General features: G+C 70.8%; 20 protein-coding genes. 14 read left to right on the forward strand and 6 right to left on the reverse strand.

The window, feature by feature from the left end; all coding sequences use genetic code 11:
- Nucleotides 1-978 carry an ABC transporter permease gene (locus tag ACTWQA_RS07860; protein ID WP_443158598.1) on the reverse strand — a complete coding sequence of 326 codons (978 nt, stop codon included), beginning with the start codon at nt 976-978 and terminating at the stop codon, nt 1-3.
- 499 nt (nt 979-1,477) lie between these two features.
- Here ACTWQA_RS07860 and ACTWQA_RS07865 point away from each other — a divergent pair, with 499 nt between their 5' ends.
- The 6 genes from ACTWQA_RS07865 to ACTWQA_RS07890 are packed head-to-tail and all read left to right on the forward strand — an operon-like array spanning nt 1,478 to nt 6,976.
- Nucleotides 1,478-2,194: a FadR/GntR family transcriptional regulator gene (locus ACTWQA_RS07865; RefSeq protein ID WP_443158599.1), complete on the forward strand. Its 717-nt coding sequence runs from the start codon at nt 1,478-1,480 to the stop codon at nt 2,192-2,194.
- 10 nt (nt 2,195-2,204) lie between these two features.
- Nucleotides 2,205-2,969 (forward strand): enoyl-CoA hydratase/isomerase family protein, encoded by a 765-nt coding sequence (locus ACTWQA_RS07870; protein ID WP_443158600.1) that lies wholly within the window; start codon nt 2,205-2,207, stop codon nt 2,967-2,969.
- On the forward strand, nt 2,969-4,147 hold the full coding sequence (locus ACTWQA_RS07875) for a CaiB/BaiF CoA transferase family protein (RefSeq protein WP_443158601.1): 1,179 nt from the start codon (nt 2,969-2,971) through the stop codon (nt 4,145-4,147). Before ACTWQA_RS07870 ends, ACTWQA_RS07875 begins: the two co-directional genes overlap by 1 nt.
- A complete protein-coding gene (locus ACTWQA_RS07880; protein ID WP_443158602.1) occupies nt 4,135-5,244 on the forward strand; it encodes a hypothetical protein in 1,110 nt (369 codons plus the stop codon). Before ACTWQA_RS07875 ends, ACTWQA_RS07880 begins: the two co-directional genes overlap by 13 nt.
- Complete coding sequence (locus ACTWQA_RS07885) at nt 5,241-5,939, forward strand: SDR family NAD(P)-dependent oxidoreductase (RefSeq protein WP_327584046.1); 699 nt, start codon at nt 5,241-5,243, stop codon at nt 5,937-5,939. Before ACTWQA_RS07880 ends, ACTWQA_RS07885 begins: the two co-directional genes overlap by 4 nt.
- The gene (locus ACTWQA_RS07890; protein ID WP_443158603.1) at nt 5,936-6,976 is read left to right on the forward strand and encodes an aldose 1-epimerase family protein; all 1,041 of its coding nucleotides are present in this window, start codon (nt 5,936-5,938) and stop codon (nt 6,974-6,976) included. The genes ACTWQA_RS07885 and ACTWQA_RS07890 overlap by 4 nt, the downstream gene beginning before the upstream one ends.
- Here the strand turns inward: ACTWQA_RS07890 and ACTWQA_RS07895 are convergent.
- Nucleotides 6,973-7,803: an amidohydrolase family protein gene (locus ACTWQA_RS07895; RefSeq protein WP_443158604.1), complete on the reverse strand. Its 831-nt coding sequence runs from the start codon at nt 7,801-7,803 to the stop codon at nt 6,973-6,975. The two genes, ACTWQA_RS07890 and ACTWQA_RS07895, sit on opposite strands and share 4 nt — an antisense overlap.
- 68 nt (nt 7,804-7,871) lie before the next feature.
- On the opposite strand from ACTWQA_RS07895, the gene ACTWQA_RS07900 reads away from it, so the two are divergent.
- On the forward strand, nt 7,872-10,280 hold the full coding sequence (locus tag ACTWQA_RS07900) for a glycoside hydrolase family 95 protein (protein ID WP_443158605.1): 2,409 nt from the start codon (nt 7,872-7,874) through the stop codon (nt 10,278-10,280).
- Here the strand turns inward: ACTWQA_RS07900 and ACTWQA_RS07905 are convergent.
- Together ACTWQA_RS07905 and ACTWQA_RS07910 are read right to left on the reverse strand one after the other, a co-directional pair.
- Nucleotides 10,256-10,705, reverse strand: a complete 450-nt coding sequence (locus ACTWQA_RS07905; RefSeq protein WP_443158606.1) for a glutaredoxin domain-containing protein — start codon at nt 10,703-10,705, stop codon at nt 10,256-10,258. The genes ACTWQA_RS07900 and ACTWQA_RS07905 overlap by 25 nt on opposite strands.
- 97 nt (nt 10,706-10,802) lie before the next feature.
- Nucleotides 10,803-11,906 carry an FCD domain-containing protein gene (locus ACTWQA_RS07910; RefSeq protein WP_443158607.1) on the reverse strand — a complete coding sequence of 368 codons (1,104 nt, stop codon included), beginning with the start codon at nt 11,904-11,906 and terminating at the stop codon, nt 10,803-10,805.
- A 161-nt stretch (nt 11,907-12,067) separates the two neighbouring features.
- Here ACTWQA_RS07910 and ACTWQA_RS07915 point away from each other — a divergent pair, with 161 nt between their 5' ends.
- The 7 genes from ACTWQA_RS07915 to ACTWQA_RS07945 all read left to right on the forward strand — a co-directional run bounded on the left by ACTWQA_RS07915 (nt 12,068) and on the right by ACTWQA_RS07945 (nt 22,567).
- Entirely contained in the window at nt 12,068-13,339 is a 1,272-nt protein-coding gene (locus ACTWQA_RS07915; protein WP_443158608.1) for an ABC transporter substrate-binding protein, read from the forward strand.
- The gene (locus tag ACTWQA_RS07920; protein WP_443158609.1) at nt 13,336-14,268 is read left to right on the forward strand and encodes a carbohydrate ABC transporter permease; all 933 of its coding nucleotides are present in this window, start codon (nt 13,336-13,338) and stop codon (nt 14,266-14,268) included. Before ACTWQA_RS07915 ends, ACTWQA_RS07920 begins: the two co-directional genes overlap by 4 nt.
- Nucleotides 14,265-15,071, forward strand: a complete 807-nt coding sequence (locus tag ACTWQA_RS07925; RefSeq protein ID WP_443158610.1) for a carbohydrate ABC transporter permease — start codon at nt 14,265-14,267, stop codon at nt 15,069-15,071. Before ACTWQA_RS07920 ends, ACTWQA_RS07925 begins: the two co-directional genes overlap by 4 nt.
- A 2-nt stretch (nt 15,072-15,073) precedes the next feature.
- Complete coding sequence (locus ACTWQA_RS07930; protein ID WP_443158611.1) at nt 15,074-16,981, forward strand: hypothetical protein; 1,908 nt, start codon at nt 15,074-15,076, stop codon at nt 16,979-16,981.
- A gap of 8 nt (nt 16,982-16,989) precedes the next feature.
- Nucleotides 16,990-17,757: a hypothetical protein gene (locus ACTWQA_RS07935; RefSeq protein ID WP_443158612.1), complete on the forward strand. Its 768-nt coding sequence runs from the start codon at nt 16,990-16,992 to the stop codon at nt 17,755-17,757.
- Nucleotides 17,754-19,562 carry a right-handed parallel beta-helix repeat-containing protein gene (locus ACTWQA_RS07940; RefSeq protein WP_443158613.1) on the forward strand — a complete coding sequence of 603 codons (1,809 nt, stop codon included), beginning with the start codon at nt 17,754-17,756 and terminating at the stop codon, nt 19,560-19,562. The genes ACTWQA_RS07935 and ACTWQA_RS07940 overlap by 4 nt, the downstream gene beginning before the upstream one ends.
- A gap of 80 nt (nt 19,563-19,642) precedes the next feature.
- A complete protein-coding gene (locus ACTWQA_RS07945) occupies nt 19,643-22,567 on the forward strand; it encodes a glycosyl hydrolase (RefSeq protein WP_443158614.1) in 2,925 nt (974 codons plus the stop codon).
- Here the strand turns inward: ACTWQA_RS07945 and ACTWQA_RS07950 are convergent.
- Together ACTWQA_RS07950 and ACTWQA_RS07955 are read right to left on the reverse strand one after the other, a co-directional pair.
- The gene (locus ACTWQA_RS07950; RefSeq protein WP_443158615.1) at nt 22,524-23,003 is read right to left on the reverse strand and encodes a hypothetical protein; all 480 of its coding nucleotides are present in this window, start codon (nt 23,001-23,003) and stop codon (nt 22,524-22,526) included. The two genes, ACTWQA_RS07945 and ACTWQA_RS07950, sit on opposite strands and share 44 nt — an antisense overlap.
- 3 nt (nt 23,004-23,006) lie before the next feature.
- A complete protein-coding gene (locus ACTWQA_RS07955; RefSeq protein WP_443158616.1) occupies nt 23,007-23,546 on the reverse strand; it encodes a hypothetical protein in 540 nt (179 codons plus the stop codon).
- Between the last annotated feature and the right edge of the window lie 162 nt (nt 23,547-23,708).

The following is a 23,708-nucleotide window of genomic DNA, read 5'->3' on the forward strand; positions in this document are numbered from 1 at the left end:
TCAGCTCACCCGCACCCGAGGATCGAGGGCCGCCACCAGCAGGTCCGACAGGAAGGCGGCGAACAGGACGCAGACGGCGGTGAAGAAGGTCACCGCGGCCACGGAATTGACGTCGTTGGCGTTGATCGCGTCGACCAGCCAGGCGCCCATGCCGTGCCAGGCGAAGATCTTCTCAGTGAAGATGGCTCCGGTGAACATCGTTCCGAACGCGAAGGCGAAGTACGTGGCGGACGGGATCAGCGCGGTGCGCAGCGCGTGCTTGGTCAGCGCGGTCCTGCGGCGCAGGCCCTTGGCCATGGCGGTGCGGACGAAGTCCTGGCCGAGCACGTCGAGCATCATGTTGCGCTGGATGCGGCTGTAGAAGGCGATCGAGCCGAGGCTGAGGGAGATAGTCGGCAGGATCAGATGGTTGAGCCGGTTGACGAACTGCTCCCAGCCCGACAGCTTCGGGTTGTACTCGCCGGTGTACTCGATCAGCGTGAACCCGAGCCCGTCGTTCAGGGTGTACGTCGCCATCGCCAGCAGCGTGGCCAGGAGGAAGACGGGAAGGGCCATGATCACGAAGGAGCTGACGCCGATTACCCGGTCGCTGAGCTTGTACTGCCGCACCGCCGAGAGGGCTCCGAAGGCCACCCCGAGGGCGAAGCCCACCACCGTGCCGATCAGCAGCAACCTCAGGCTGACGAAGATCCGCCGGCCCATCTCCGCGTTGACCGAGCCGCCGTTCCAGGTCTTGCCGAAGTCTCCCGTGATGACGCCCTTGGCCCAGGTCCCGTAGCGCACGAGCACAGGGGTCTTGTCGTTCAGGTTGTAGGCGTCGAGCGTGGCGTCGATGACCGACTCGGCGATGGGAGGCTGGCGTGCCTGGTACGCGGCCCGCGGGTTCATGGTGCTGGCGGCAAGCGTGTACGCGAGACTGGCCGCGATCGCTACCAAGATCACATTCATTGCCAACCTGCGAAGCAGGTACTTGCCCATTACTCTCCGTTCGCGCTGTCCCATACCGCGTCGTGAAAACTCAATGACGCGGTGATGGCGATCAGCCGGAGAATATCTGGCACCATATAACGTCAGAAACGAGTCAACATAACATTCAGGTCACTCACAATAGATCGCAAGAGGTCGTGTGATGCACCGAAAAAGTGGCCTGTACCTGCGGAAACACCAGCAATTCAGGGGCTTCTTTGCCGCTCCGGTAAGCGGTAGTGTCACAAAACCCGGACAATAATTGACGATTGACCGGCGTGATCCACATCATTGTGTAGCGCCTTAGAATCCGGGCTTTCTTGTCTCTCGGCCGATTCGCGGGGGTCCTCGACCCGTCGCCGCGACGGCCCACAGCTCGCGCGAGCCGCCGGCGCGGCCCACACCCCGTCTCGAGGCCACCCGCGACAACGTCTCGCTTCATCTGATGAAATTTCAGCTTCATCTGATGAAGGGCTAGGAAAAATCCGGCTCCCGAGCTAACGTGCGGGACGTGGCAACTGATCCTCAGCGGGACGCCGCCCGGCACGTCCAGGTGGTCCAGGCCCTCGGCACCCGCATCGTCGGCGGTTCTCTGCCCCCTGGCACGGCCATCCCCGTCGAAGAGCATCTCGTCGGCGAGCTGGGCGTGGGCCGATCGGCGGTGCGGGAGGGCGTCAAGGTCCTGGCCGGCAAGGGCCTGCTGGAGACCAGGAGGAGCGCGGGCACCCGGGTGCGCCCCCGCGAGTCCTGGAACCTGCTCGACGCCGATGTGCTGAGCTGGCGGTTCGAGCCGGAGCCGCGCCCCGAGGACATCCGGGTGCTGGCCGACCTCCGCGTGGCGCTGGAGCCGGGCGCGGCCAGGGTGGCGGCCGAGCGGGCCGACGCGAGCGCGGTGCGGCGCGTCGACGAGGCCCTGGCCGCCCTCTACGCCACTGCCGACGATCCCGAGCCGTTCATCGAAGCCGACCTGGCCTTCCACAAGGCGGTGTTCGCCGCGGCGGACAACGACCTGCTGCTCTACATCTACGACATGATCAGCATCGCCCTGCGGTCCGTGCGCCAGGTGCACACCCGCTCGGTGGCGCACAACAAGGAGACGCTGCCCGGCCACGAGCGGGTGGCGGTGGCGATCAGGCGCCGTCACCACCGCAAGGCCGAGGAGGCCATGCGCGAGGTGGTCGAGGTCGCCCGCGCCGACGCCGAGCAGCACATCCGCCTCTGTTGCTAGGAGCCCTCATTTGGACGTCCTCCTCGACGTCGACGGCCCGGTGGCCGTCGTCACCCTCAACAGACCCGCCAAACTCAACGCCATCACGCCCGGTATGGCCGCCGCGCTGCGTGCCTGCCTGGACCGGATCGACGCCGACCCGGCCCTGCGGGTGGCCGTGCTCACGGGCGCGGGCGAGCGCTCGTTCTGCGTGGGCAGCGACATCCGGGAGCTGGACGCGTACGAGACGCCGTGGGAGTTCCGCAACCGCGGCGACTACGGCGACGCGGTCCGGGCCCTGCGTAAGCCGATCGTCGCGGCCGTCAACGGCTACGCCTACGGCGGCGGCCTGGAGCTGGCCCTGGCCTGCGACATCCGGCTGGCCGCCGGCACGGCGACGTTCGCCGCGCCCGAGATCAAGCTCGGCTGGATCGGCGGCAGCGGCCAGTCCGCGTTGCTGGCCCATTCGATCGGCCCGGGCAACGCGGCCACCATGTTGCTGACCGGCGACCCCATTGACGCCGCCCGTGCCCTGGCGTGGGGGCTGGTCACCGACGTGTTCCCGCGGGAGGAGCTGCTGCCCGCCGCCGTCGAGCTCGCCGGGAGGATCGCGGCACGCCCCCCGATCGCCGCGCAGACCGCCAAGGCCAACCTGAAGGCCGCCTACTCGATGCCGCTCGACCAGGCCATCCAGTACGAGCGCGACCTGCAGACCGTCTGCTTCGCCACCGCCGACGCCGCCGAGGGCCGGGCCGCGTTCGCCGCCCGCCGCGAGCCCGTCTTCGAGGGGCGTTGATGGGCGCGCTCGACGGCTACCGCGTCATCGACCTGTCCATCGCGATGGCGGGACCGCTGGCCGCCATGCGGCTGGGGGATCTGGGCGCGGACGTGGTCAAGGTGGAGCCGGTGACCGGCGAGTGGCAGCGGCACGCCCCCGCGGGCGGCGCCACGGGCAACCGGGTCAACGCCTCGTTCCTGTCGCTCAACCGCAACAAGCGCAGCCTCGCCGTCGACCTGAAGTCCGAGGAGGGCCGCGAGATCGTGCACCGGCTGGCCGCGACGGGCGATGTCTTCCTCCAGAACTACCGGCCCGGAGTGGCCGAGCGGCTCGGCATGGACTACGAGACGATCAGCGCGGTCAACCCCGCCATCATCTATGTCTCCATGTCGGGATACGGGGAGAGCGGTCCCTACGTGTCGAGGCCGGGGCAGGACATCCTGTTGCAGGCCATGAGCGGGGCCATGTTCAGCACGGGCCGCGACGGCGACCCACCGGCGCCGGCCGGGACGTACGCGATCGACGCCGTCACCGCCTACAGCGCGTTCGAGGGCGCGCTGGCCGCGCTGCTGCACCGCGAGCGCACCGGCGAGGGCCAGCGGGTGAGCGTCAACATGCTGGACGCGGCCATCGCCGTGCAGATGCAGGAGCTGTCGATCTTCACGGTCGGCAAGGTGCCGCAGCGGCGCGGGCGCGAGCCGCACGGCCACACCTACATTCGCGCGCCGTACGGCGTGTTCGCCACCAAGGACGGTTACCTCGCGCTCGGCATGCCCAGGCTCGACGTGCTGGCGGTCGCGTTCGACCTGCCCGAGGTGGCCGGCATGGACGGCCACGCCGGCCGCGACGAGATCACCGCGGCCGTGGCCCGCCGCCTGCCGGACCGCACCACGGCCGAGTGGCTGGAGATCTGCGCCCGCCATGACCTGTGGGCGGGGCCCGTGTACGGCTACGCGGACCTGGTGGCTGATCCACAGGTGCGGCACAACGGCTCGTTCGTCACCTACGAGCACCGCACCGAGGGCACGGTCACGACGCCCGGCTTCCCGTACCGCATGAGCGCCGGCCCGCCATCGGTGCGCAGGGGCGCGCCGCTGGTCGGCGAGCACACGCGTGAGCTGCTCGACGAGCTCGGCTACCCGGCCGAGCGCACGGCAGAGCTGGTGGCGAAGGGCGTGCTGGCGTGCGCGGACTGACCTGGGACCATCCGCGCGGGTACGCGCCGCTGGACGAGCTGACCCGGCTCGACCTGGCGGGCGCCAACCCCTACGGTCACGTGCCCGAGCCGATCGTGTGGGATCGGCAGCCGCTCGAAGGATTCGAGTCGGAGCCGATCGCGAAGCTCTGCGAGACCTACGACGTGCTCGTGATCGACCACCCGGGGCTGGGCGCGGCCGTGGACGCGCTGGTGCCGATGGAGGAGCTGTTCGAGGCGGACGAGCTCGCCAGGCTCAAGGCGGGCACGGTCGGACGCACCTGGGACAGCTACCACCTGGAGGGACGCCAGTGGGCGCTGCCGCTCGACGCGGCCACCCAGGTCGCCGTCGCCCGGCCCGGCGTCAAGGCGCCGGCGACCTGGCCTGAGGTGGCGGAGTTCGCCCGGGGCAGGCGGATCGCCCTGTGCCTGGGCGGGCCGCACGCGTTCCTCATGTACTGCGCGCTCTGCTCCGGCGACTTCCTCGACGAGACGGCCGGGACCACGGCGCTGGAACTCATGGCCGAGCTGCTCGCGCTCGCCGACCGCGAGGTGTCGCTCCGCAACCCGATCGGGGTGCTCAACGCCATGGCGGCGGGCGGGCCCGACTACTGCCCGCTCGTGTACGGCTACGTCACCTACCCGCTGGCGTTCTCCGACGCGCCCGCCTGGCCGGGGCGCGCGCCGGGGAGCGTGCTCGGCGGCACGGGGCTGGCGGTCTCGCGGCAGCGCGTCGAGACGACCGGCGAGTCCGCCGGCACGGTCGGCCAGTCCGCCGCGGTCGGCCAGTCCGCCGGCACGATCGGCGCGGCCGTCCGCGCGCATCTGCGCCGGCTGACGTCCGCGCCGGTGCAGGCCACGCTCTTTCCCGCCACCGGCGGGCAGCCGGCCGCCCGGGCCGTCTGGCAGGCCCAGGGCGCCGCGCCGTTCTACCGCGGCACCGGCGCCACGATGGAGGCCGCCTGGGTCAGGCCGCGGTTCCCCGGCTACATCGCCCTGCAGGACAGGTCGTCCGCGCTGCTCCGCGACGGGCTGCTCGCCCGCGTGCCGGCCCGCGACCTGCTCGAGAACCTGCGTAAGGAATGGAGGCACGCATGACCACGGCGCTCGTCACCGGCGCGGCGGGAGCGCTCGGCAAGGCGATCGTCCGCCGCCTGACGGCCGACGGCCACCAGGTGGCGGCACTCGACCTCGACGCCGGCGCACTCGAAGCCGCGCTCAACCTCAAGGTGGATCTGCGCGACCCGGCCGCCATCGAGGAGGCGTTCGCCGAGACGGCCGCGCGGCTCGGCCCGGTCGGCATCCTCGTCAACAACGCGGCCGTCTACCCCAGCAGGCCTTTCCTGGAGGTGCCGCTGGCCGAGTACGACGACGTGCACGCGGTCAACCAGCGCGCCTACTGGCTGGCCGCCCAGCACGCCGCCCGGCAGATGACCGGAGGCGGCGCGATCGTCAACATCGCCTCGATCACCATGCACGGCGGCTGGTCCGACCTGGCCGCCTACGTCGCCACGAAAGGCGCGGCGGCCGCGCTGACCAGGGCGTTGGCCCGCGAGCTCGGCCCGCGTGAGATCCGGGTCAACTGCGTCTCGCCGGGTGCGTTCCCCACGGCGGCCGAGGAGATCCATCCGGATCCGGAGGCGTACAACCGGTTCGTCCTGGAACGGCAGTCGCTGCAGCGGCGCGGGACCCCGGAGGAGCTGGCCGCCGTGGTGTCGTTCCTCACCGGCCCGGACGCCTCGTTCGTGACGGGCCAGACCATCGAAGTCAACGGAGGGTGGGTGATGGCATGACGCCGGATCGCAGGCGGCTGGCCGAGCTGACCGGAGACCTGAGCGCGGCCGGCGGGGTCCGGCTGGTGACGCTCGGCGACGGGCTCGAACGCGGCATCAGGACCCTGGAGTTCCGCACCGGCTCTGGGCTGGCGTTCGACGTGCTGGTCGACCGGTGCATGGACATCGGGCACGCCGAGCACGCCGGGCGGGCGTTCGGCTGGCGCTCCCCCACCGGCTTCCGCCATCCGGGGCTGCACGAGAACGCCGACGAGGACGGCTTGTCGTGGCTGCGCTCGTTCTCCGGGCTCGTCGTCACGGCCGGGCTCGACCACACGCTGTTCGGCGGCGAGGTGCCCGCCGACGACTACCGCTACCCGCCCCGCCAGAGCGTGCGGCACGGATTGCACGGCCGCGTCGGCAACATTCCGGCCCGGCTGACCGGGTACGGCGAGCGGTGGGAGGACGACCGCTGCGTGCTCTGGGCCGAGGGCGAGGTGCGCCAGGCCGCGGTGTTCGCCGAGAACCTGCGCCTGGTCCGGCGCATCGAGGCGGACCTGGGCGGTGACGAGATCAGGCTGGTGGACACGGTCACCAACGCCGGGTTCGAGCCGGCGCCGCACATGTTCCTCTACCACATCAACCTCGGCTGGCCGCTCCTCGACGAGGGCGCCAGGTTCGAGGCCGACATCCGCGAGACCCTCTGGCAGACCGACAGCGTGGCCGAGCAGAAGGCGGACCACATCACCTTCCCCGGGCCCGCTCCCGGGTTGGTGGAGCAGGTGTACGAGCACGCGCTGGTCCCCGGCGCCGACGGGATGCACCGGGTGGCGGTGGTCAACGACCGGCTCGGCATGAAGGTGAGCGTGGAGTGGCCGGCGGCGGAGTTCCCGTACTTCTTCGAGTGGCTGAACCTGCGCTCCGGCAACTACGCGGTCGGCCTGGAGCCGTCCACCCACCACGTGTCCGGCGACGCGGCGGCCAGACACGACGGCAGCATGATCTGGCTCGGACCGCTGGAGTCGCGGGTCTACCACACGACCTTCCGCGTCTCCTAATGCAGGCCGTACGCGCGCCGGGCGGTGCCGGCGAACACCTCGGCGCGCTCACCCCCCGACAGCCCTGCGCACAACTCGTCCGCGGCCTGCGCGACCCGCTGGTATTCGGCCGCGAGCAGGCACACCGGCCAGTCGGAGCCGAACATCACCCGATCAGGCCCGAACGCCTCCAGCACGACCTCCGCGTACGGCCGCAGGTCGGACACCCGCCACGCCGCCCAGTCGGCCTCGGTGACCATGCCGGACAACTTGCAGAAGACGTTGGGGTGCGCGGCGAGCTCCTTGATCCGGCTCCGCCACGGCTCCAGCTCGCCGGCCGCGATCGGCGGCTTGGACAGGTGGTCGAGCACGAACGTCAGCCCCGGCATGGCCCTGACCGTGTCGATGGCGGCAGGCAGCTGGTGCGGCAGCGTCAGCAGATCGTAGGCCAGCCCGGCGGCCCCCACCGCGGCGAGCCCGCGCCGCACGTCGGGCCGGTTGAGCCACTCCGGGTCGGGCTCGGACTGCACGCCGTGGCGCACGCCCACCAGCCCGCCGGGCAGGGCGGCCAGCGTGTCGGCGGCATCCGGCGCGGTCAGATCGATCCAGCCGACCACGCCCGCGACCAGGTCGGACGCGGCCGCGAGGGCCAGGAACTCACGGGTCTCGTCCAGATCGGACAGCACCTGCACGAGCACGGTGCGGGTCACCCCGGCCGCGGCGGCGGGCCCGGCCAGGTCGTCGAGCGTGAACGTGCGCCGGACGGGCGCCATCGGCTCCGGGTCCAGCCAGGTGTGCGGGCGGACGGCGAGGTCCCAGACGTGGTGGTGTGCGTCGATGCGATCCATAGGTCAGTCGAGCTCCAGCTCGGGCGGGAGATCGTTGGCAGACCGAAACCTAGCAGACAGGAGCAACGATGATCAACGACGGCTACACACGACGCGGCGTGCTGGCGACCGGGTTAGGCGCCGCCGCCGGAACCCTGCTGACGAGCGGCGTCCCCGCACGGGCCGCCACCACCGACGGCAACCCCCTTGCCCTCTGGTACACGCGCCCCGCCGCCGCCTGGCTGGAGGCGCTGCCGGTCGGCTGCGGGCGGCTCGGCGCGATGGTGTTCGGCGGCGTGGCCACCGAGCGGTTCCAGCTCAATGAGGACAGCATCTGGGCCGGTGGGCCGCACACCTACGACAGTCCCGAGGCGCTGGCCGCGCTCCCCGAGATCAGGCGGCTGGTCTGGGAGGACAAGTGGCAGGCGGCGCAGAACCTGGCCGACCGGACGTTCCTCGGCAGGCCCAGCGAACAGGCGCCGTACCAGGTGCTCGGCGACCTGACGTTGACGTTCCCCGGCTCGGCCGAGTTCACGGAGTACCGCCGCGAGCTGGACCTGACGCGGGCGGTCACCAGTGTGACGTACGTCCGCGACGGCGTGCGCCACACGCGCGAGGTCTTCGCCAGCAACCCCGACCAGGTCATCGTCGTCCGGCTCGCGGCCGACAAGCCGGCCTCCGTGACCTTCCAGGCGGCCTTCTCCAGCCCGCAGTCCTCCGGCGTCGCCGCTGCCGGGCGGGACACTATCGCCCTCGACGGGGTCAGCGGCGACACCCAGGGGCTCAAGGGCGAGGTGCGGTTCCGCGCCCTGGCCAAGGCCCAGGCCAAGGGCGGCAGGGTCCGCGCCGACGGCGGCACGCTGGTCGTCGAGGGCGCCGACGAGGTCACGCTGCTGATCTCCATGGGCTCCAGCTACCGCAGCTACAAGGACGTCGGCGGCGACCCGGCCGAGGTCGCGGGGCGACATCTCGAGCGGGCGAGCGGGCAGCCGTACGAGGTGCTGCGGCGTAAGCACGTCCACGACTACCAGCGGCTCTTCGGCCGGGTCGAGATCGACCTGGGCACCTCGGAGGCGGTCGCGCTGCCGACCGACGAGCGCATCGCGCGCCGGCAGCTCGACACCGACCCGCAGCTGGCCGCCCTGTACTTCCAATATGGCCGCTATCTGCTGATCTCTTGCTCCCGCTCCCCCGGCTATGCCGCGAACCTGCAGGGCATCTGGAACGACTCGCTGACGCCCGCGTGGGAGTCGAAGTACACCATCAACATCAACTGTGAGATGAACTACTGGCCGGCCGGGCCCGCCAACCTCATCGAGTGCATGGACCCGCTGTTCGACCTGATCAAGGATCTGTCGGAGACGGGGGCCAAGACCGCGCGGACGCAGTACGGCGCGGGCGGCTGGGTGGCGCACCACAACACCGACGGCTGGCGCGGCACGGCGCCCGTGGACTTCGCCTTCTACGGCGTGTGGCCCACCGGCGGCGCGTGGTTGTGCCTGACGTTGTGGGAGCACTACCTCTACACGGGGGACGAGCGGCGGCTGCGCGAGCACTTCCCGCTGATCAAGGGGTCGGTGGAGTTCTTCCTCGACACGCTGCAGACCGACCCCAGGACCGGCTACCTGGTGACCAACCCGTCGCACTCGCCCGAGGTGGGGCACCACGAGGACGGCGACGAGAACGTCAGCATCTGTGCCGGGCCGACCATGGACATGCAGATCCTGCGGGACCTGTTCGAGGCCTTCGCCTCCGCGTCCGAGGTCCTGGGGCGGGAGCCGGAGACGCGGGAGAAGGCGCTGGAGGCGCGGTCCCGGCTCGTGCCGAACCAGGTCGGCCACCTCGGGCAGATCCAGGAGTGGCAGGAGGACTACCGCGGTGACGCGGCGCTGTCGCGCAGCCGGCACATCTCGCACCTGTGGGGCCTGTTCCCCGGGCACCAGATCGACCCGCGCCTGTCGCCGGAGCTGGCCGCGGCCGCCCGCCGGACCTTGCAACTGCGCGGGGAGGCGGGGGCCGGGTGGTCGCTGGCCTGGAAGATCAACTTCTGGGCGCGGCTGCTGGACGCGGCGGAGGCGTACAAGCGGCTGGGGAACCTGCTGGTGCCGGCCAGGACCGCGCCGAACATGTTCGACCTGCACCCGCCTTTTCAGATCGACGGCAACTTCGGCGGCACGTCGGGGATCACGGAGATGTTGCTGCAGAGCCATGCCGGCCAGGTGCATGTGCTGCCCGCCCTGCCGGCCGCCTGGCCTTCCGGGTCGCTGCGGGGGCTGCGGGCGCGGGGCGGCTTCGAGGTGTCCCTGGAGTGGGCCGGCGGGGCACTGACGCGCGGCCGGATCCGCTCGGACCTGGGTCGGCGGCTGACCCTCCGCACTGCGAAGCCGGTCACGGTGACGCGGGACGGCCGCCCGGTCGAAGCCGGCCGCCCGGAGCCCACCGTGCTCGTCCTCGACACCCGCCGCCACGCCGTCTACGACCTCGTCCCGTCCCCCTGACCCAGCTGTCCGCGCACCCATGCGGGATCGGGGTTGACGTACGGCCGGCCCGCCAGCACCACGGTCGGCACCGTCTCGTCGCCACCGGTGGCCGCCCTCACCGCTGCCGCACCGGCCGGGTCGCGCCAGATGTCGACCCAGTGCAGCCGGCGGGCGTCGCGACCCAACCGGGTCCGCAGCCGCAGGCAGTATTTACAGCCCGCCCGCCAGTAGACGATCGGCCGGCCGTCCTCAGCGCTGCGGCGTTGCGCCTCCACCGCACCGATCGACCTAGGGAAGACCAATGGCGAATACCGTACGGCGAGGAGGAGAAACACCACCAGGAGTACGGCGGCGACGCCCGGTGAACCCGCGGCGATCTGGCCGATCGCAACGACCGAACCGCCCACGACGAGCACCATCGGCAAAATCCAAGCCCGCGTCATGACGACACATGCTAGCCATGGCGCAGGTCCGGCCGATCGGCAGCCGGGCGTGCGGCCCCTGGCCCACTTCCCGGTCCCGCCATGGGCGTGGAGCCTCCTACGCCGGGGCGGTGGCAGCCTCGGCGGTCGCCGTGTCGGCGTGGGCCCGGGGGCGGGTGCGGGAGGCCTCGCCACGGGCGTGGGCGGCGAACAGGCGGGCCGCCTCGTCCGGGTCACCCGACGCCAGCGCGGCGACCAGGTCGTCGTGGTGCCCGGCCATCGCCGTCCAGTCCCCGTCGTACAGCGGGTTGCCCACCACGTGCAGGCTCCACAGATTCGACTCGATCGTCCGCCACACCCTCAGCAGGAAGGAGTTGCCGCACGCGGCGCACACCCGCCGATGGAACGCCAGGTCCGCGTCCCTGAACGCCCCGATGTCACCGTCCTTCGCCGCCTTCCGCATGGCGAGGACGTCAGCCGACAACTGCCGCAACGTCTCGCTCCGGATGCGCACGGCCGCGCCCCGAGCGGCGTATTCCTCCAGCAGGACCCGGATCTCGCGCACCTCCCGAGCCTGCTCGTCGGAGATCTCCGCGACGTAGCTCCCCCGGTTGGGATAGGAGATGACCAGCCCTTCGTGCGCCAGCCGCTTGATGGCCTCCCGGGCAGGGGCCTGGCTGGTGCCGACCCGCCGCGCGATCTCGGCCTCCACGAGCCGCTGTCCCGGCAGCAGCTCCCCCGACACGATCCAGCCGCGCAGCAGCGCGTAGACCCGGTCGGACAGCAGCTCCCTCGGCAGCAGCCGGTCGGCGGACGGGGCGATCTGCTGCTCCTGCCAGATGCGCGCGACCGTGGACTGCGACAGCCCGAGCTGCCTGGCCATGGTACGGGTGGACGGCACGGCGGCGCCGCCGGCCGCGGCCGCGATCACCCGCTCGGCCTCCTCACGCTCCGGGCTGCGCGGCCGCCCGGGCCGCGGCGCGTCCGACAGCCCGTCCAGACCCCGCTCCACGAACCTGGCCCGCCACTTGGCGACCGTCGCCGGGCTCACCGCCAGCCGCGTCGCGATCTCCTTGGGCGGCAGCCCGTCGGCGCACGCCAGCACGATGCGGCTGCGCAGCGCCAGCCCGCCGCCCGGCTCCTTCGCCCGCGCCCGCAGCGCGGACAGCTCCTCCGCGCTCAGCACCAGCCGCTTGTCGTCCTCGCGTCCGAGTCCTGCCACAGGCCCACCTTAACGTATTTATGACTCAGTCACCGGCCGGAAACGGATTTGTCACGGCGTAAAACCCCTTGACCGACCCAGGTTACCAACGTATTAAATAATCGCTAATCGAGTAACGACCCATTAAAAGGCGTCGCAGATCTCGCCCCCTTGGAGGTGCGATGCGTTCCCCCCGCCCATCACTCGCCCTGCCCGCGATCGGCTGTCTCTTCCTGCTCACCGCATGCGGCGGAGGCGGATTCGCCGGCGACTCCCAAGCACAGCAGAGCGAGGGCGGCCAGGTCACGGTCAGGATGCTGGTCAACATCAGCCCCAACCTCACCCAGGCCTACTGGGACGGCCTCGTCAAGCCGTTCGAGCAGGCCAACCCGGGCATCGACGTCAAGATCGAGGCCCCGACCGGCAAAGGCGTGGCCGACACGCTGCCGCAGCAGCTCGCCGCGGGCAACGCCCCGGACGTCGTCGAGACACTGATGGCGGACGAGACGCTGGCCAAGCAGATGCTCGAGCTGACCGATCAGCCGTGGGCCAAGGACACGCCGCTCGCCGAGCAGGCCAAGCTCGGCGGCAAGATCTACACGGTGGGCGTCGGCGTGCAGGCGCAGTCGCTGGTCTTCTACAACAAGACGGCCTTCGAGAAGGCCGGGATCGCCAAGCCGCCGGCGACGTTCGACGAGCTGGACACGGCCATGGGCCAGCTCAAGGACGCCGGTTTCCTGCCGCTGCAGACCGGGGGCGACTTCCTCACCGGGCTGCAGCTGCTCCAGCTCTCCAACCCCTCGCGTGGGCAGACGCATCCTGCCTGGCAGCAGGACGTCAAGGCCGGCAAGCTCAAGGCCGGCGAGACGCTGCTGCCCTATCTGGAGCGCTACCGCACCTGGATCGACAAGGGGTACGTCGACAAGAACGCGCTCGGCATGAAGTACGCCGACGCCGAGACCGCGTTCCTGTCCGGCAAGTCGGCCATGTACGTCATGGGGAGCTGGTTCACCGCCGCCGAGGCCAAGGCGAAGAAGGACTTCGAGGTGGGCGTCTTCGCCGCCCCGGTCGACAAGGGCCAGACCTACCCCGGCCCGCAGGGCGCCACGCTCGCGGCCCCGTACATGATCCTGAAGTCCACCCCGAACAAGGACGCGGCGCTCAAGCTGGTCCAGTGGCTGGTCACCGACCCGGCGGCGGTCAAGAGCCAGCTCAAGCAGGACGGCAACTTCCGCACCGGCGTCGAGCGCGAGTTCACGCCGCTGGAGAAGCAGGTGCAGGAGATCCTCGACGGCGCGCCGTCCGGGGTCCCGCAGGGCGAGGGCTACGGAGACGCGACCCTGCCCAAGGGTTTCAACGCCGCGTGGAACACCGAGGTCCAGGGCCTGTACGTGGGCAAGTCGCCCAAGGAGGCGGCCGAGGGCGTGGACCGCTGGCTGGCCGGCCGCTCATGACCCTCACCCGAGAAGCACCCCCGATCGTGACCCGGGCCGTCGCCGGGCAGCCGAAGAAGCGCCATGACGGCCTCATCACCGCGATCATGGTGGGTCCCGCCACCGTGCTCTACACGGTGATGCTGATCGTCCCGGTCGGGCTCGCGCTCTACTTGAGCCTGACCGACTGGGACGGCTTCAGCGCCAACCCCGCTTTCGTCGGCGCCGCCAACTACGCCGACCTGCTCGACGACCCCGACCTGCGCCGCGCCGCCCTGGTCACGCTGCTGGTCGCGGCGGCCGGCACGGCGGGGCTGAACCTCCTCGGACTCGGCTTCGCGCTGCTGGTGAACGGCGCCTCGCGGGCCAACACGTTCTTCCGCATCGTGCTGTTCTACCCGCACGTGCTGAGCGCGCTGGTCGTCGGGTTCCTCTGGTCGGCCATCCTGGGGACCGGCGGGGCGGTCAACAACCTCATCACGACCTGGGGCGGGGAGGTCATCCCGTTCCTGTCCGACCCGGCGTGGGCCACGGTCACCATGATCGCGGTGCTGGTGTGGGCCGGGTTCGGCGTCAACGTGGTGCTCTACCTGGCGGGGCTGCAGGCGGTGCCGCACTCGCTGATCGAGGCGGCGCGGATCGACGGGGCGACGCGCTGGCAGGTGTTCAAGCACGTGACGCTGCCGGCGCTCGGCCCGTCGGTGACGGTCAACATCGTGTTGTCGCTGGTGACGCTGCTGAAGACGTACGACCTGGTGGTGTCGCTGACGGCGGGCGGCCCGGCCGGGCAGACGCAGACCGTCGCCTACCTCATCCTGTGGAACTCCTTCCACGACGCCCGGCTCGGGTTCGGCTCGGCGCAGTCGGTGATCCTCATGCTGGTGACCGCGGCGCTGGCGTTCGTGGTGACGAGGCTGCGCAGGCGCGGCGAGCTGGCGGTGCACCAATGAGAAAGGCCTTCCTCTGGGCGACCGTCGCGTTCATGCTCGTGCCGCTCTACGTGCTGACGGTCAACGCCTTCAAGGGCCAGCAGCACATCCTGGGCGACCCGTTCGGCCTCGGCGGGCTCACGCTCGAACCGCTGGGCAGGGCGCTGACGAACCCGCAGTTCAACGTGGTCAAGGGGTACGCGGTCACGCTGCTGTTCGTGGTGGCGGTCAACGTGCTGTCGGTGCTGCTGGCCGCGCCCGCCGCGTACGTGATCGCGCGCAGCCCCAAGCGCAGGTTCCGCGTGCTGATGTTGTTCTTCCTGGCCGGGACGTTCATCCCGGGTCAGGTGCTGGTCATCCCGGTCGTGTACGTGCTCAAGACCCTCGGCCTGATGGGCACCATCAGGGGGTTCGTTCTGTTCGAGACCGTGTTAACGCTACCTTTCTCGATCTTCCTGTACGCCGGCTACATCGCCACCATCCCGGCCGTGCTCGACCAGGCGGCGGCCGTGGACGGGGCGGGCAGGCTGCGGACGTTCTGGCGGATCGTCTTCCCGCTGATGCGGCCCGCGGTGGCCACGATGGTCATCCTCAACACCTTCTCGGTGTGGAACGACTTCGTGAACCCGCAGATCATCCTGGGCCCGGGCAGCGGCCTCTACACGGTGACCACCGGCGTGTACGCGGCGGTCAGCCAGTACTCCACCGACTACACGGTGGTCTTCCCGACGCTGCTGCTCGCCATCGCCCCGCTGCTGGTCTTCTTCGTCTTCATGCAGCGGCACATCATCAGCGGCCTCACCACCGGTGCGACGAAAGGTTGACGATGCGGGAAATCCAGGCGACCGTCCCGCTCGGCGAGCCGCCGGCCTGGGCGGTGCTCGAGCGCAGGCTGTTCGACACGCTCGACGAGGCCTGGCGGGCCTTCGCGGCCCGCTACTGCGGGCCCGACGGGCGGCTCATCTACCACGGTCCCGCCGCCGACCGGGACGGCGCCGACGACTTCTACGAGGCGTTCTTCAACTGGCCGGTGCTCTACCAGCTGGGCGGCGCCGACGACCTGCTCGAGGCGGCCAAGCACCACTGGGAGGGGGTCACCGCGCAGCTCACCGAGCTGGGCTATCTGGTGGACGAGTTCGAGCGCGGCTACGACTGGTTCCATCAGGGCGAGTCGCTGCTGCTGCTCTACGGCATCTGCGCCGCCGACCCGCGCGACGAGCGTTTCCGCGATCGCGCGTACCGCTTCGCCGACCTGTACCTGCCGGGCTCGGCCAACTACGACGCCGAGCACGACATCATCCGCGCCCCGCACAACGGCGCCGGCGGCCCCCGTTACGGCCTGCAGTGGGAGTGGGCGTCCTACCACACGGACCTGGTCAGCATGCGGCCGTACGGGCTGCCACTACGCGACCTGCCGGGCATCACCGAGTGGGAGGACCTGGGCGACCCGCACAACGCCGCCCGCATGGGCGCGGCGATGAGCGAGCGCCTGGGCCGCGGCGACGTGGCCGTCAACCTGGCCGCGACCAGCCTGGCCGTCAACGCCTGGCTGTACGACGGCGACGACCGCTACCGCGACTGGGCGCTGCGTTACATCGGCGCCTGGCAGCGGCGAGCGACGGCCAACAACGGGATCCTGCCCGACAACGTGGGCCCGTCGGGCGTGGTCGGCGAGCTGCACGGCGGCCGCTGGTACGGCGGCACCTACGGCTGGCAGTGGCCGCACGGCCTCTACAGCGTGGGCGCCGCCGCCGCGATCGCCGCGGTCAACGCCCGCCTGCTGACCGGCGACGACGACGCGCTGGCGATCGGCCGCGACCCTCTGGAGACCGTGTACGGCCGGGCGATCCAGGCCGGCGTCACCGAGACGGACATGAGCATCAGCGATCGCTGGCTGGCCGAGCTGGGCGACGAGGCGGGCAAGCCGACCATGCTGGTGCCCAACCGGCACGACGACCAGGGCTGGTTCGACTTCCAGCCGCCGCAGCTGGGCCTGCCGGTCTGGCTCTGGCACATGTCGATGGGGCGCGAGGACGCCGCCAGGATCGACCGGCTCCGGGCGGCCTCCGGCTACGACTGGGCCACGGTGCGGCCGTTCCGCAACAAGGAGGAGGCCGGCCACGAGGCGCCCTGGCTGGAGTTCCTGCGCGGCGCGAACCCGGGCTTCCCCGAGGCGATGCTGACCACCGCGCTCGGCCAGGTGCGGCGGCGGATGGCGCTCATCGAGGCCGACGACGCCGACCCGGCCGCCATCCACGTGCACCACTGGCAGCGGCTCAACCCGGTGCTCACCGAGGCGTTGCTGCAGCTGGTCACCGGCACCCCGCAGGTGCTCTACAACGGCGGGGTGCTGCCGGCCAGGCTGGCGTACTTCGACGCCGACCGCCACCGCCCGGGCCTGCCACCGGACGTGGCCGCGCTGGTCGACTCGGTACGGCCCGGCGGCGTCCGCGTCGAGCTGGCCAACCTGGGCCTGACCCGCACCCGCCGGGTCGTGGTGCAGGCGGGTGCGTTCGGCGAGCACCGCATCGACCGCGTGGTCGCCTCCCAGGCCGGCGACGGCGACTACCCGGGCGACCCGCGTTCCTACACCTCTCCCCCGATCACCGAGACCGAGCGGGAGGTGACGGTGGGCGGGCCGCGGCTGCTCGTGGAGCTGCCGCCCGGCCGCCGCATCCGGCTCGACCTGCACACGACCGCGCGCGTCCGCACGCCGTCGCACCAGCACTACTGAGGAGATACATGGACGACGCCATCTGGGATCTGCCTGTTCGCGGGTCGCTGCCCGCCGAGCCCGATCCCGCCCTCGTGGAGGGGCTGTCGCGGATCAGCTCGGCCACCGCCTGCGCCAAGCTGCACGCCCAGGGCATCCGGCGGACTTTCATCGAGGGACCGCGTCCCATCGCCCCAGGCCAGAAGATCGCCGGCCGGGTGCGCACACTGCAGTTCATGCCGCAGCGCGAGGACGTCGCCTCGGGGCTCGGCCAGGAGTATGTGGAGCGGCACACCGCGCTGTGGGCCGTGCTGGAGCGGATCGAGCCCGGCGACGTGCTGGTCGTGCAGGCGTACGGCAGCGCGTACACCGGCTGCTTCGGCGACATGCTGGTGCGCTACTTCAAGCGCAAGGGCGGCGCGGGCATCGTCGTGGACGGCCGGATCAGGGACCTGCCCAGGGTACGCGGGCTGAACGTGCCGATCTGGTCCACGGGGGCCACGCCGCACTACGCCTCGCAGGCGGAGCTGTTCCCGTGGGCGTACGACGTGCCCGTGGCGGTCGGCGGCACGCTTGCCCTGCCCGGCGACCTGGTCGTGGCCGACGACGACGGAGCCGTGGTGGTGCCGCGCCGCCGCGCGCAGTCGGTGCTGGAGGCGGCGGCCGACCACGAGCAGTGGGAGCGCTACAGCCGCGCCCGCATCGAAGAGGGCGGCGCCCTGTCGGACTACTACCCCCTCACCCCCGAGACCCGCGCCGAGTACGAACGGTGGCGGGAAGTTAAGGAGAGCCAGTGATCCTCAGGTCCTTGGGCGCGATCGTCTTACTCCTCGGCGGGGTGACGACGCCCACCCCGGCGGCCAGGCCCTCGTGCGACTACTTCGTCTCCCCCGCGGGCGGCGGCCAGGGCGACGGCAGCGCCCAGCGCCCGTGGACGTCCATCGAGCAGGCCCGCGACCAGCTGCGGTCGAAGAAGCGGCAGCAGAAGTGCGACATCGTCGTCAATCTCAAGGCCGGCGACTACGTCGTGGACAAAACGATCACCTTCACCGAGGCCGACTCCGGCGAGAACGGCCACAAGATCATCTACCGCAGCGCGGACGGCCCCGGCAAGGCCCGCCTGCTCGGCGCCAAGCCGCTGACCGGCTGGCAGAAGCACACCGACACCATCTACAAGACCAAGCTCGACCGGGCCTTCTACACGCTTTTCGAGGACGGCAAGCGCGCCACGACCGCCCGTCACCCGAACCGGACGAGCGACGACCTCTGGTCGCCTTACCTGTTCTCCGTGCCGGGCGAGCCGGAGAAGGAGGCGGTGCGCCAGTGGCTGTACTTCAAGCCGGAGGACGTGCCGAAGGAGTGGGACGCCGACTTCGACAAGAACTCCCAGATCGTGGTCTGGTCGGGCGGCTCGTGGAGCTGGTTCACCGACACCGTGCCGCTGGGCGGCGCCGACTTCCGCAAGAACTTCTTCACGCTCAACCACTGGGCGCGCTACTCGTTCGTCAACAGCCGCAGCGGCTCGCGCTACTTCCTGCAGAACACGCTGCGGTTCCTGGACCAGCCGGGCGAGTATTACTTCGACTTCGCCAACAGTGAGGTCTACTACTGGCCGCGCACGTCGATCGACAAGGTCATGGCCCCGACCGTGAAGACGATCATCTCGCTGGCCGGGTCCTCCCCCGACCGGCGCGTGCAGAACGTCGCCTTCGACGGGCTGGCGCTGCAGTATTCCGACTTCGTGGACTGGTATCGGGCCGGGTGGATCAGCGAGGGCGACTCCGGCTACGAGCACAAGTACCCGGTCTATGACCGGCAGATCGAGATGCCGCGCAACCGGTTCGGCATGATCACGCTGACCAACACCAGGGACGTCGACCTGACCAGGCTGCGGCTGTCCGACAGCGGCTTCATGGGCGTCTACATGTTGTTCGCGAATGAGCGCGTCAAGGTGTCCGACAGCCTGCTGGAGAACATCGGCGCCGACGGCATCAAGGTGGAGGGCGGATATCCGGGCGAGGGTGACATTTCCGGACATCACACGATCTCCAATAACTACATCTCCCACGTCGGCGAGCTGGTCCCCGGCGACGCGGCCGGCATCGAGCTGCTGAGCACCGGCAACAACGTGGTCAGCAACATCGTCGTCAAGCACAGCGCCCGCTACGGCATCAGCCTCGAGGTCCGTCCCGAGGTCAAGGACGAGGACAACTACGCGCGCAACAACCGGTTCTCCTACATCCGCATCGAGGAGGCGGGGCTGGACAGCGGAGACATGGGCGCCTTCTACACCTACGGCGTCTCCAACTCCGACCCGCACCCGATCGACAACCATGTCTCGCAGATGGTGATCGGCGACGTCATCAACGACCCCGGCGGCGCGATGCCGGACAGCGGGACCCGCGGGGTGCACATGGACGCCGGCGGTTGCGGATTCTCCTTCGAGAACATCGAGGTCGGCAAGGTCAGCGACGACAAGTACCAGAGCTACCAGTGCAACGAGGTCAAGAACGCCAACTGGGCAACCGGCTTCGACGCCTCCAAGATGGAGTACGACAAGATCGGCGTCACCAGCGCCTTCCCCTATCCGATCCCCAGCTAGGCGAGGCCTGGACGGCGGGGTGCCGGCCGAGCGGGCGGCGCCCCGCCGGCCGGCGCCATCCCCACCCCCTGGAGCGCCCGTTGAACAAACTCACGCGTCGCGGCTTCCTCTTCTCGGCCGCCGCCTCCACCACGCTCGCCCTCGCCTCCCCGGCCGCCTCCGCCTCGGCGGGCTCCTCTGGAGCGTCTGACACCGCCGGCGCAGGCTGGTTCGCCCGGCCGCAGCGGGCCGTCCGCCCGATGGTGCGCTGGTGGTGGCCGGACGCGCACGTCGACCCCGCCGAGATCCGGCGGGAGGTCGACCAGCTCGCCGACGCCGGGTTCGGCGGCGCCGAGATCGCGGCGGTGCACCACAGCATCCGCGACAAGTCCGTGCTCGACCCGGCCAGGCACGGCTGGGGCACACCCGCGTGGAACGCCGGCGTCGAGGCCGCGCTCGACCAGGCGGCCAGGCGCGGTCTCACGATCGACCTCACCATCGGCCCGTCCTGGCCGGCGGCCGTCCCCACGATCACGCCCGAGAGCGAGGCGGCGGTCAAGGAGCTGGCCTACGGCTCGGTCACGGTGTCGGGCGGCGCCACGTACGCGGGCGAGGCGCCGCCTCCTGCCGTGGCCGGGCATCCGGCGCGCAAGCTTCTGTTCGTCCAGGCGGCCAGGATCGAGCCGGCGAACTCCACCCGCGACGAGACCGGCCTCGACCCCGCCTCCGTGGTCGAGGTGGCCGTAGCCGGCGGGCAGGTCACCTGGACCGCACCGGCCGACGGCGAGTGGGTGCTGATCGCGTACTGGGAGCGCGGCTCGGGCCAGCGCCCCGAGTCCGGCCCGCACACCGAGCCGGAAGCGTATGTCATCGACCACTTCAGCCGGGAGGGCACCCAGGCGGTGATCGACTACTGGGAGTCCACGCTACTGACGCCTGCTGTGCGCAGGCTGCTGAAACGTTCGGGCGGCGCGCTGTTCGAGGACTCCATCGAGATCGAGACGGATGCGCTGCCGTGGACACCCGGGCTGCCTGCGGAGTTCGAGCGGCGGCGGGGCTACGACGTGGCGCCCTTCCTGCCCGTCATCGTCCTGAAGGAAGAGGACCAGGTCTTCGCCTACGACGCGGCGCTGACCCGGCACGCGCGTAAGGACTACTGGGACACTGTGTCCGAGCTGTTCAACGAGCACCACTTCGCGATGCTGCGCGACTGGGCGCATTCGATCGGCCTGGAGCTGCGGGCGCAGCCGTACGGGCTGCGGACCGACGCCATCGCCGCCGCGGCCGTCCTCGACGTCGCCGAGGGCGAGTCGCTCGGGTTCAAGAACCTCGACGACTACCGGTGCCTGGCCGGGGGCCGGGACCTCGCCGGGCGGGAGGTGATGTCCTGCGAGGCAGGGGCGTACCAGGGCGGGGCGTACACCACTACCTGGAAGAAGCTGCTGCGCACCATGGGCGGCGCGTACGCGGCGGGGCTCAACCAGACCGTACTGCACGGCTTCTCCTACGCCTCCGCCCCGGGCGCCGGCTGGCCCGGCTTCGCCGCTTTCACGCCGTACAACGGGACGGCGGGCTACGCGGAGTCCTGGGGGCCGCGCCAGCCGACCTGGCGGCACATGAGCGATTTATCGGGATATTTCGCCCGAGTGCATGCGGTCATGCGGGCCGGCGCGCCGCGCGCCGACGTGGCGGTCATGCGGCAGACCGGCTACACCAAGACCGGCATCGGAGCCTCCTGGTTCACCTCGAGCGGCGTGCCCGCCGGGTGGACGCATCAGTTCATCAGCGAGCCGCTGCTCGATCTTCCAGCCGCCCGGGTCGCGCGGGGACGGCTGGCACCGGACGGGCCGGCGTACAAGGCGCTGTTCGTCGAAGGCGACAAGTTCTACGCCGCCGAATGCACGATGACCCTCCGGGTCGCGCGGCGGCTGCTGGAGTACGCCGGGGCCGGGCTGCCCATCGTGCTGCTCGGGGCCTGGCGGGCCGCCGCTGTGCCCGGCGTCGCCCGCGACGGCGAGAACGAGCGGCTCAGGGCCATGATCGCGGACCTGCTCGCCCGCCCCACCGTGCGCATGGTCGCCGCCCAGGCGGACGTCCCCGGTGCGCTCGACGCGCTCGGTGTGCGCCCCGACGTCCGGTACGCCACCGCGTCCACGCTGCTCACGGCCCGCCGCGTGGCCGGGGACGTCGACTATTACTACCTGTGCAACGGCAAACACGTCGAGAACCCCAAACCGCCTGTGGCCTCCATCGACCACGACGTCACGCTGGCCCGAACGGCCCGGGACGGGGTGCCGTACCTGCTGGACCCGTGGACGGGGCGGGTCCAGCGGGCGGCGCTCTACACGGAGGACGGCGAGGGGATCCGGCTGCGGGTGGCGCTGCGGCCGGGCGAGTCGATGGTCGTGGCCATCGGCCGTCCCGGCCTGTTCGGGACCCCGGCGCGGACGGCGCCGCACGTGGTCGCGACGGACGCCGACCTGGTCAGGTACGACGGGAGCACTCTGGTGGTGCGCGCCTCCCGCGCGGGGACGTACACGACCACGCTGTCCGACGGCCGGACCGTCACCTCCGTCATCGGGCCGGTGCCCGAGCCGGTGATGCTGTCGTCGTGGCGGCTGGAAGTGGAGGACTGGCGGCCGGAGGGCACGGTCGCGCACCGGCTGGATCTCGACCGGCTCACCCCTTGGTCGGACATTCCGGAGCTGGCCGACGTTTCGGGCATCGGCCTGTACACCACTGACGTCCACGTGGAAGGCCGGGCGTACCTGGACCTCGGCGAGGTGACCGACACGTGCCGGGTCCTCGTCGACGGCCGCCGCCTGGATCCCGTGAACCAGCTCAATCCGGTCGTTGACCTCGGGCGAGGCGCCAGGACCCTGCAGGTGGAGGTGGCGACGCCGCTCGGCAACCGGCTCCGCGTCGCCGACCCGGCCGTCTACGGCGGCCTGGCCCGCCAGCCGTACGGCCTCGTGGGTCCGGTCAGGCTGGTGCCGTACGGCGAGGCCCGTGTGGACGCCCGATGAAACGCGTCAGTCGGGCGACCCCCGGCACGCGCCTGGCAGCCACGGTCAGCACGGTCAACCCGGCCAGTGCCAGCAGCGAGGTGAACACCCACTCCCCTGAGCCGCCCGGCCCGTAGACGCGGGACTCGCGCCCCGTGTCCACGGCCTGGGTGGTCTGTCCGGCTGCGAGCACGGTGCGATCGCTGCCGTACAGCTCGACATCGCGCCGCATGACCCGCCCGTCACCGGAGACGAAGTCCCCGGCCCAGACGCAGGACTCGTGCCCAGGATGCTGGACGCACCGCAACTGCTTGGCGGTGAACACCCCGCTCACCCCGTCGGCGCGCGCGGCTCGTATGGCCGGGCCGAGCGCGGGGACGGACACGAACAGCAACAACAGCCCTACAACGGCCAGCGCCACCGTGAACCCGCTCAACCGCCGTTTCGTGACCGTCATGACCTAGTGTGCGATCGCGCAGGTGCAGGAGGCGCCCGACCGCTCCGCGGGGGTGGGGTGGCGGTGGAGGAGCATCGCCACCACCATGGGCGCGAAGACGAGGGCGTTGTAGAAGAGGTGCAGCTCCATCCTGGGCAGGACCAGCTGCAGAACGCTCGTCGGGACCGGACGGCCCGCCAGGTAGACGCCGCTGAGCTTCTGCACGAGCAGCAGCAGATGCTCCAGGTGGTGCCAGACCTGGATGCCGAGAGAGATGTTCCACCATGTACGCGACCTGCCGGTGAAGCCCTTGCGCAGCATGATGAGGCCCACGAGCATGAGCAGCGCGTACCCGTAGTGCATCCACTCCGAGGTCACCAGCCACGGGAAGGGCATGCCCAGCACGCCCCGGGCCTCGCTTAACGGCCAGCCCCAGGCATAGACCTGCACGGCCTGAGTCACGTGCTCGGCCCAATGGGCCACCACGATGACCATGAAGATCGTGAGCGCGCTCTTGTGGTGGCGCCCGTTGAGCGTGGACGCGCTGATCGTCATCGTGGCCATTTCTCACCTCGTGTTTCTTGCGATGACACTGCCTGAAAGTGCCACAGTGACGCTGGGAGTACGCGCAGCGATGAGCAGCACAGGCAAGACGATCTCCGATGGCACTGGCAGCCTGCTTGCAAGCTCTTGCAGGTGACTGGCAACGGCCGCGACGCCTTCGTC

Source organism: Nonomuraea sp. 10N515B (assembly GCF_052245915.1).
Classification (GTDB): Bacteria; Actinomycetota; Actinomycetes; order Streptosporangiales; family Streptosporangiaceae; genus Nonomuraea.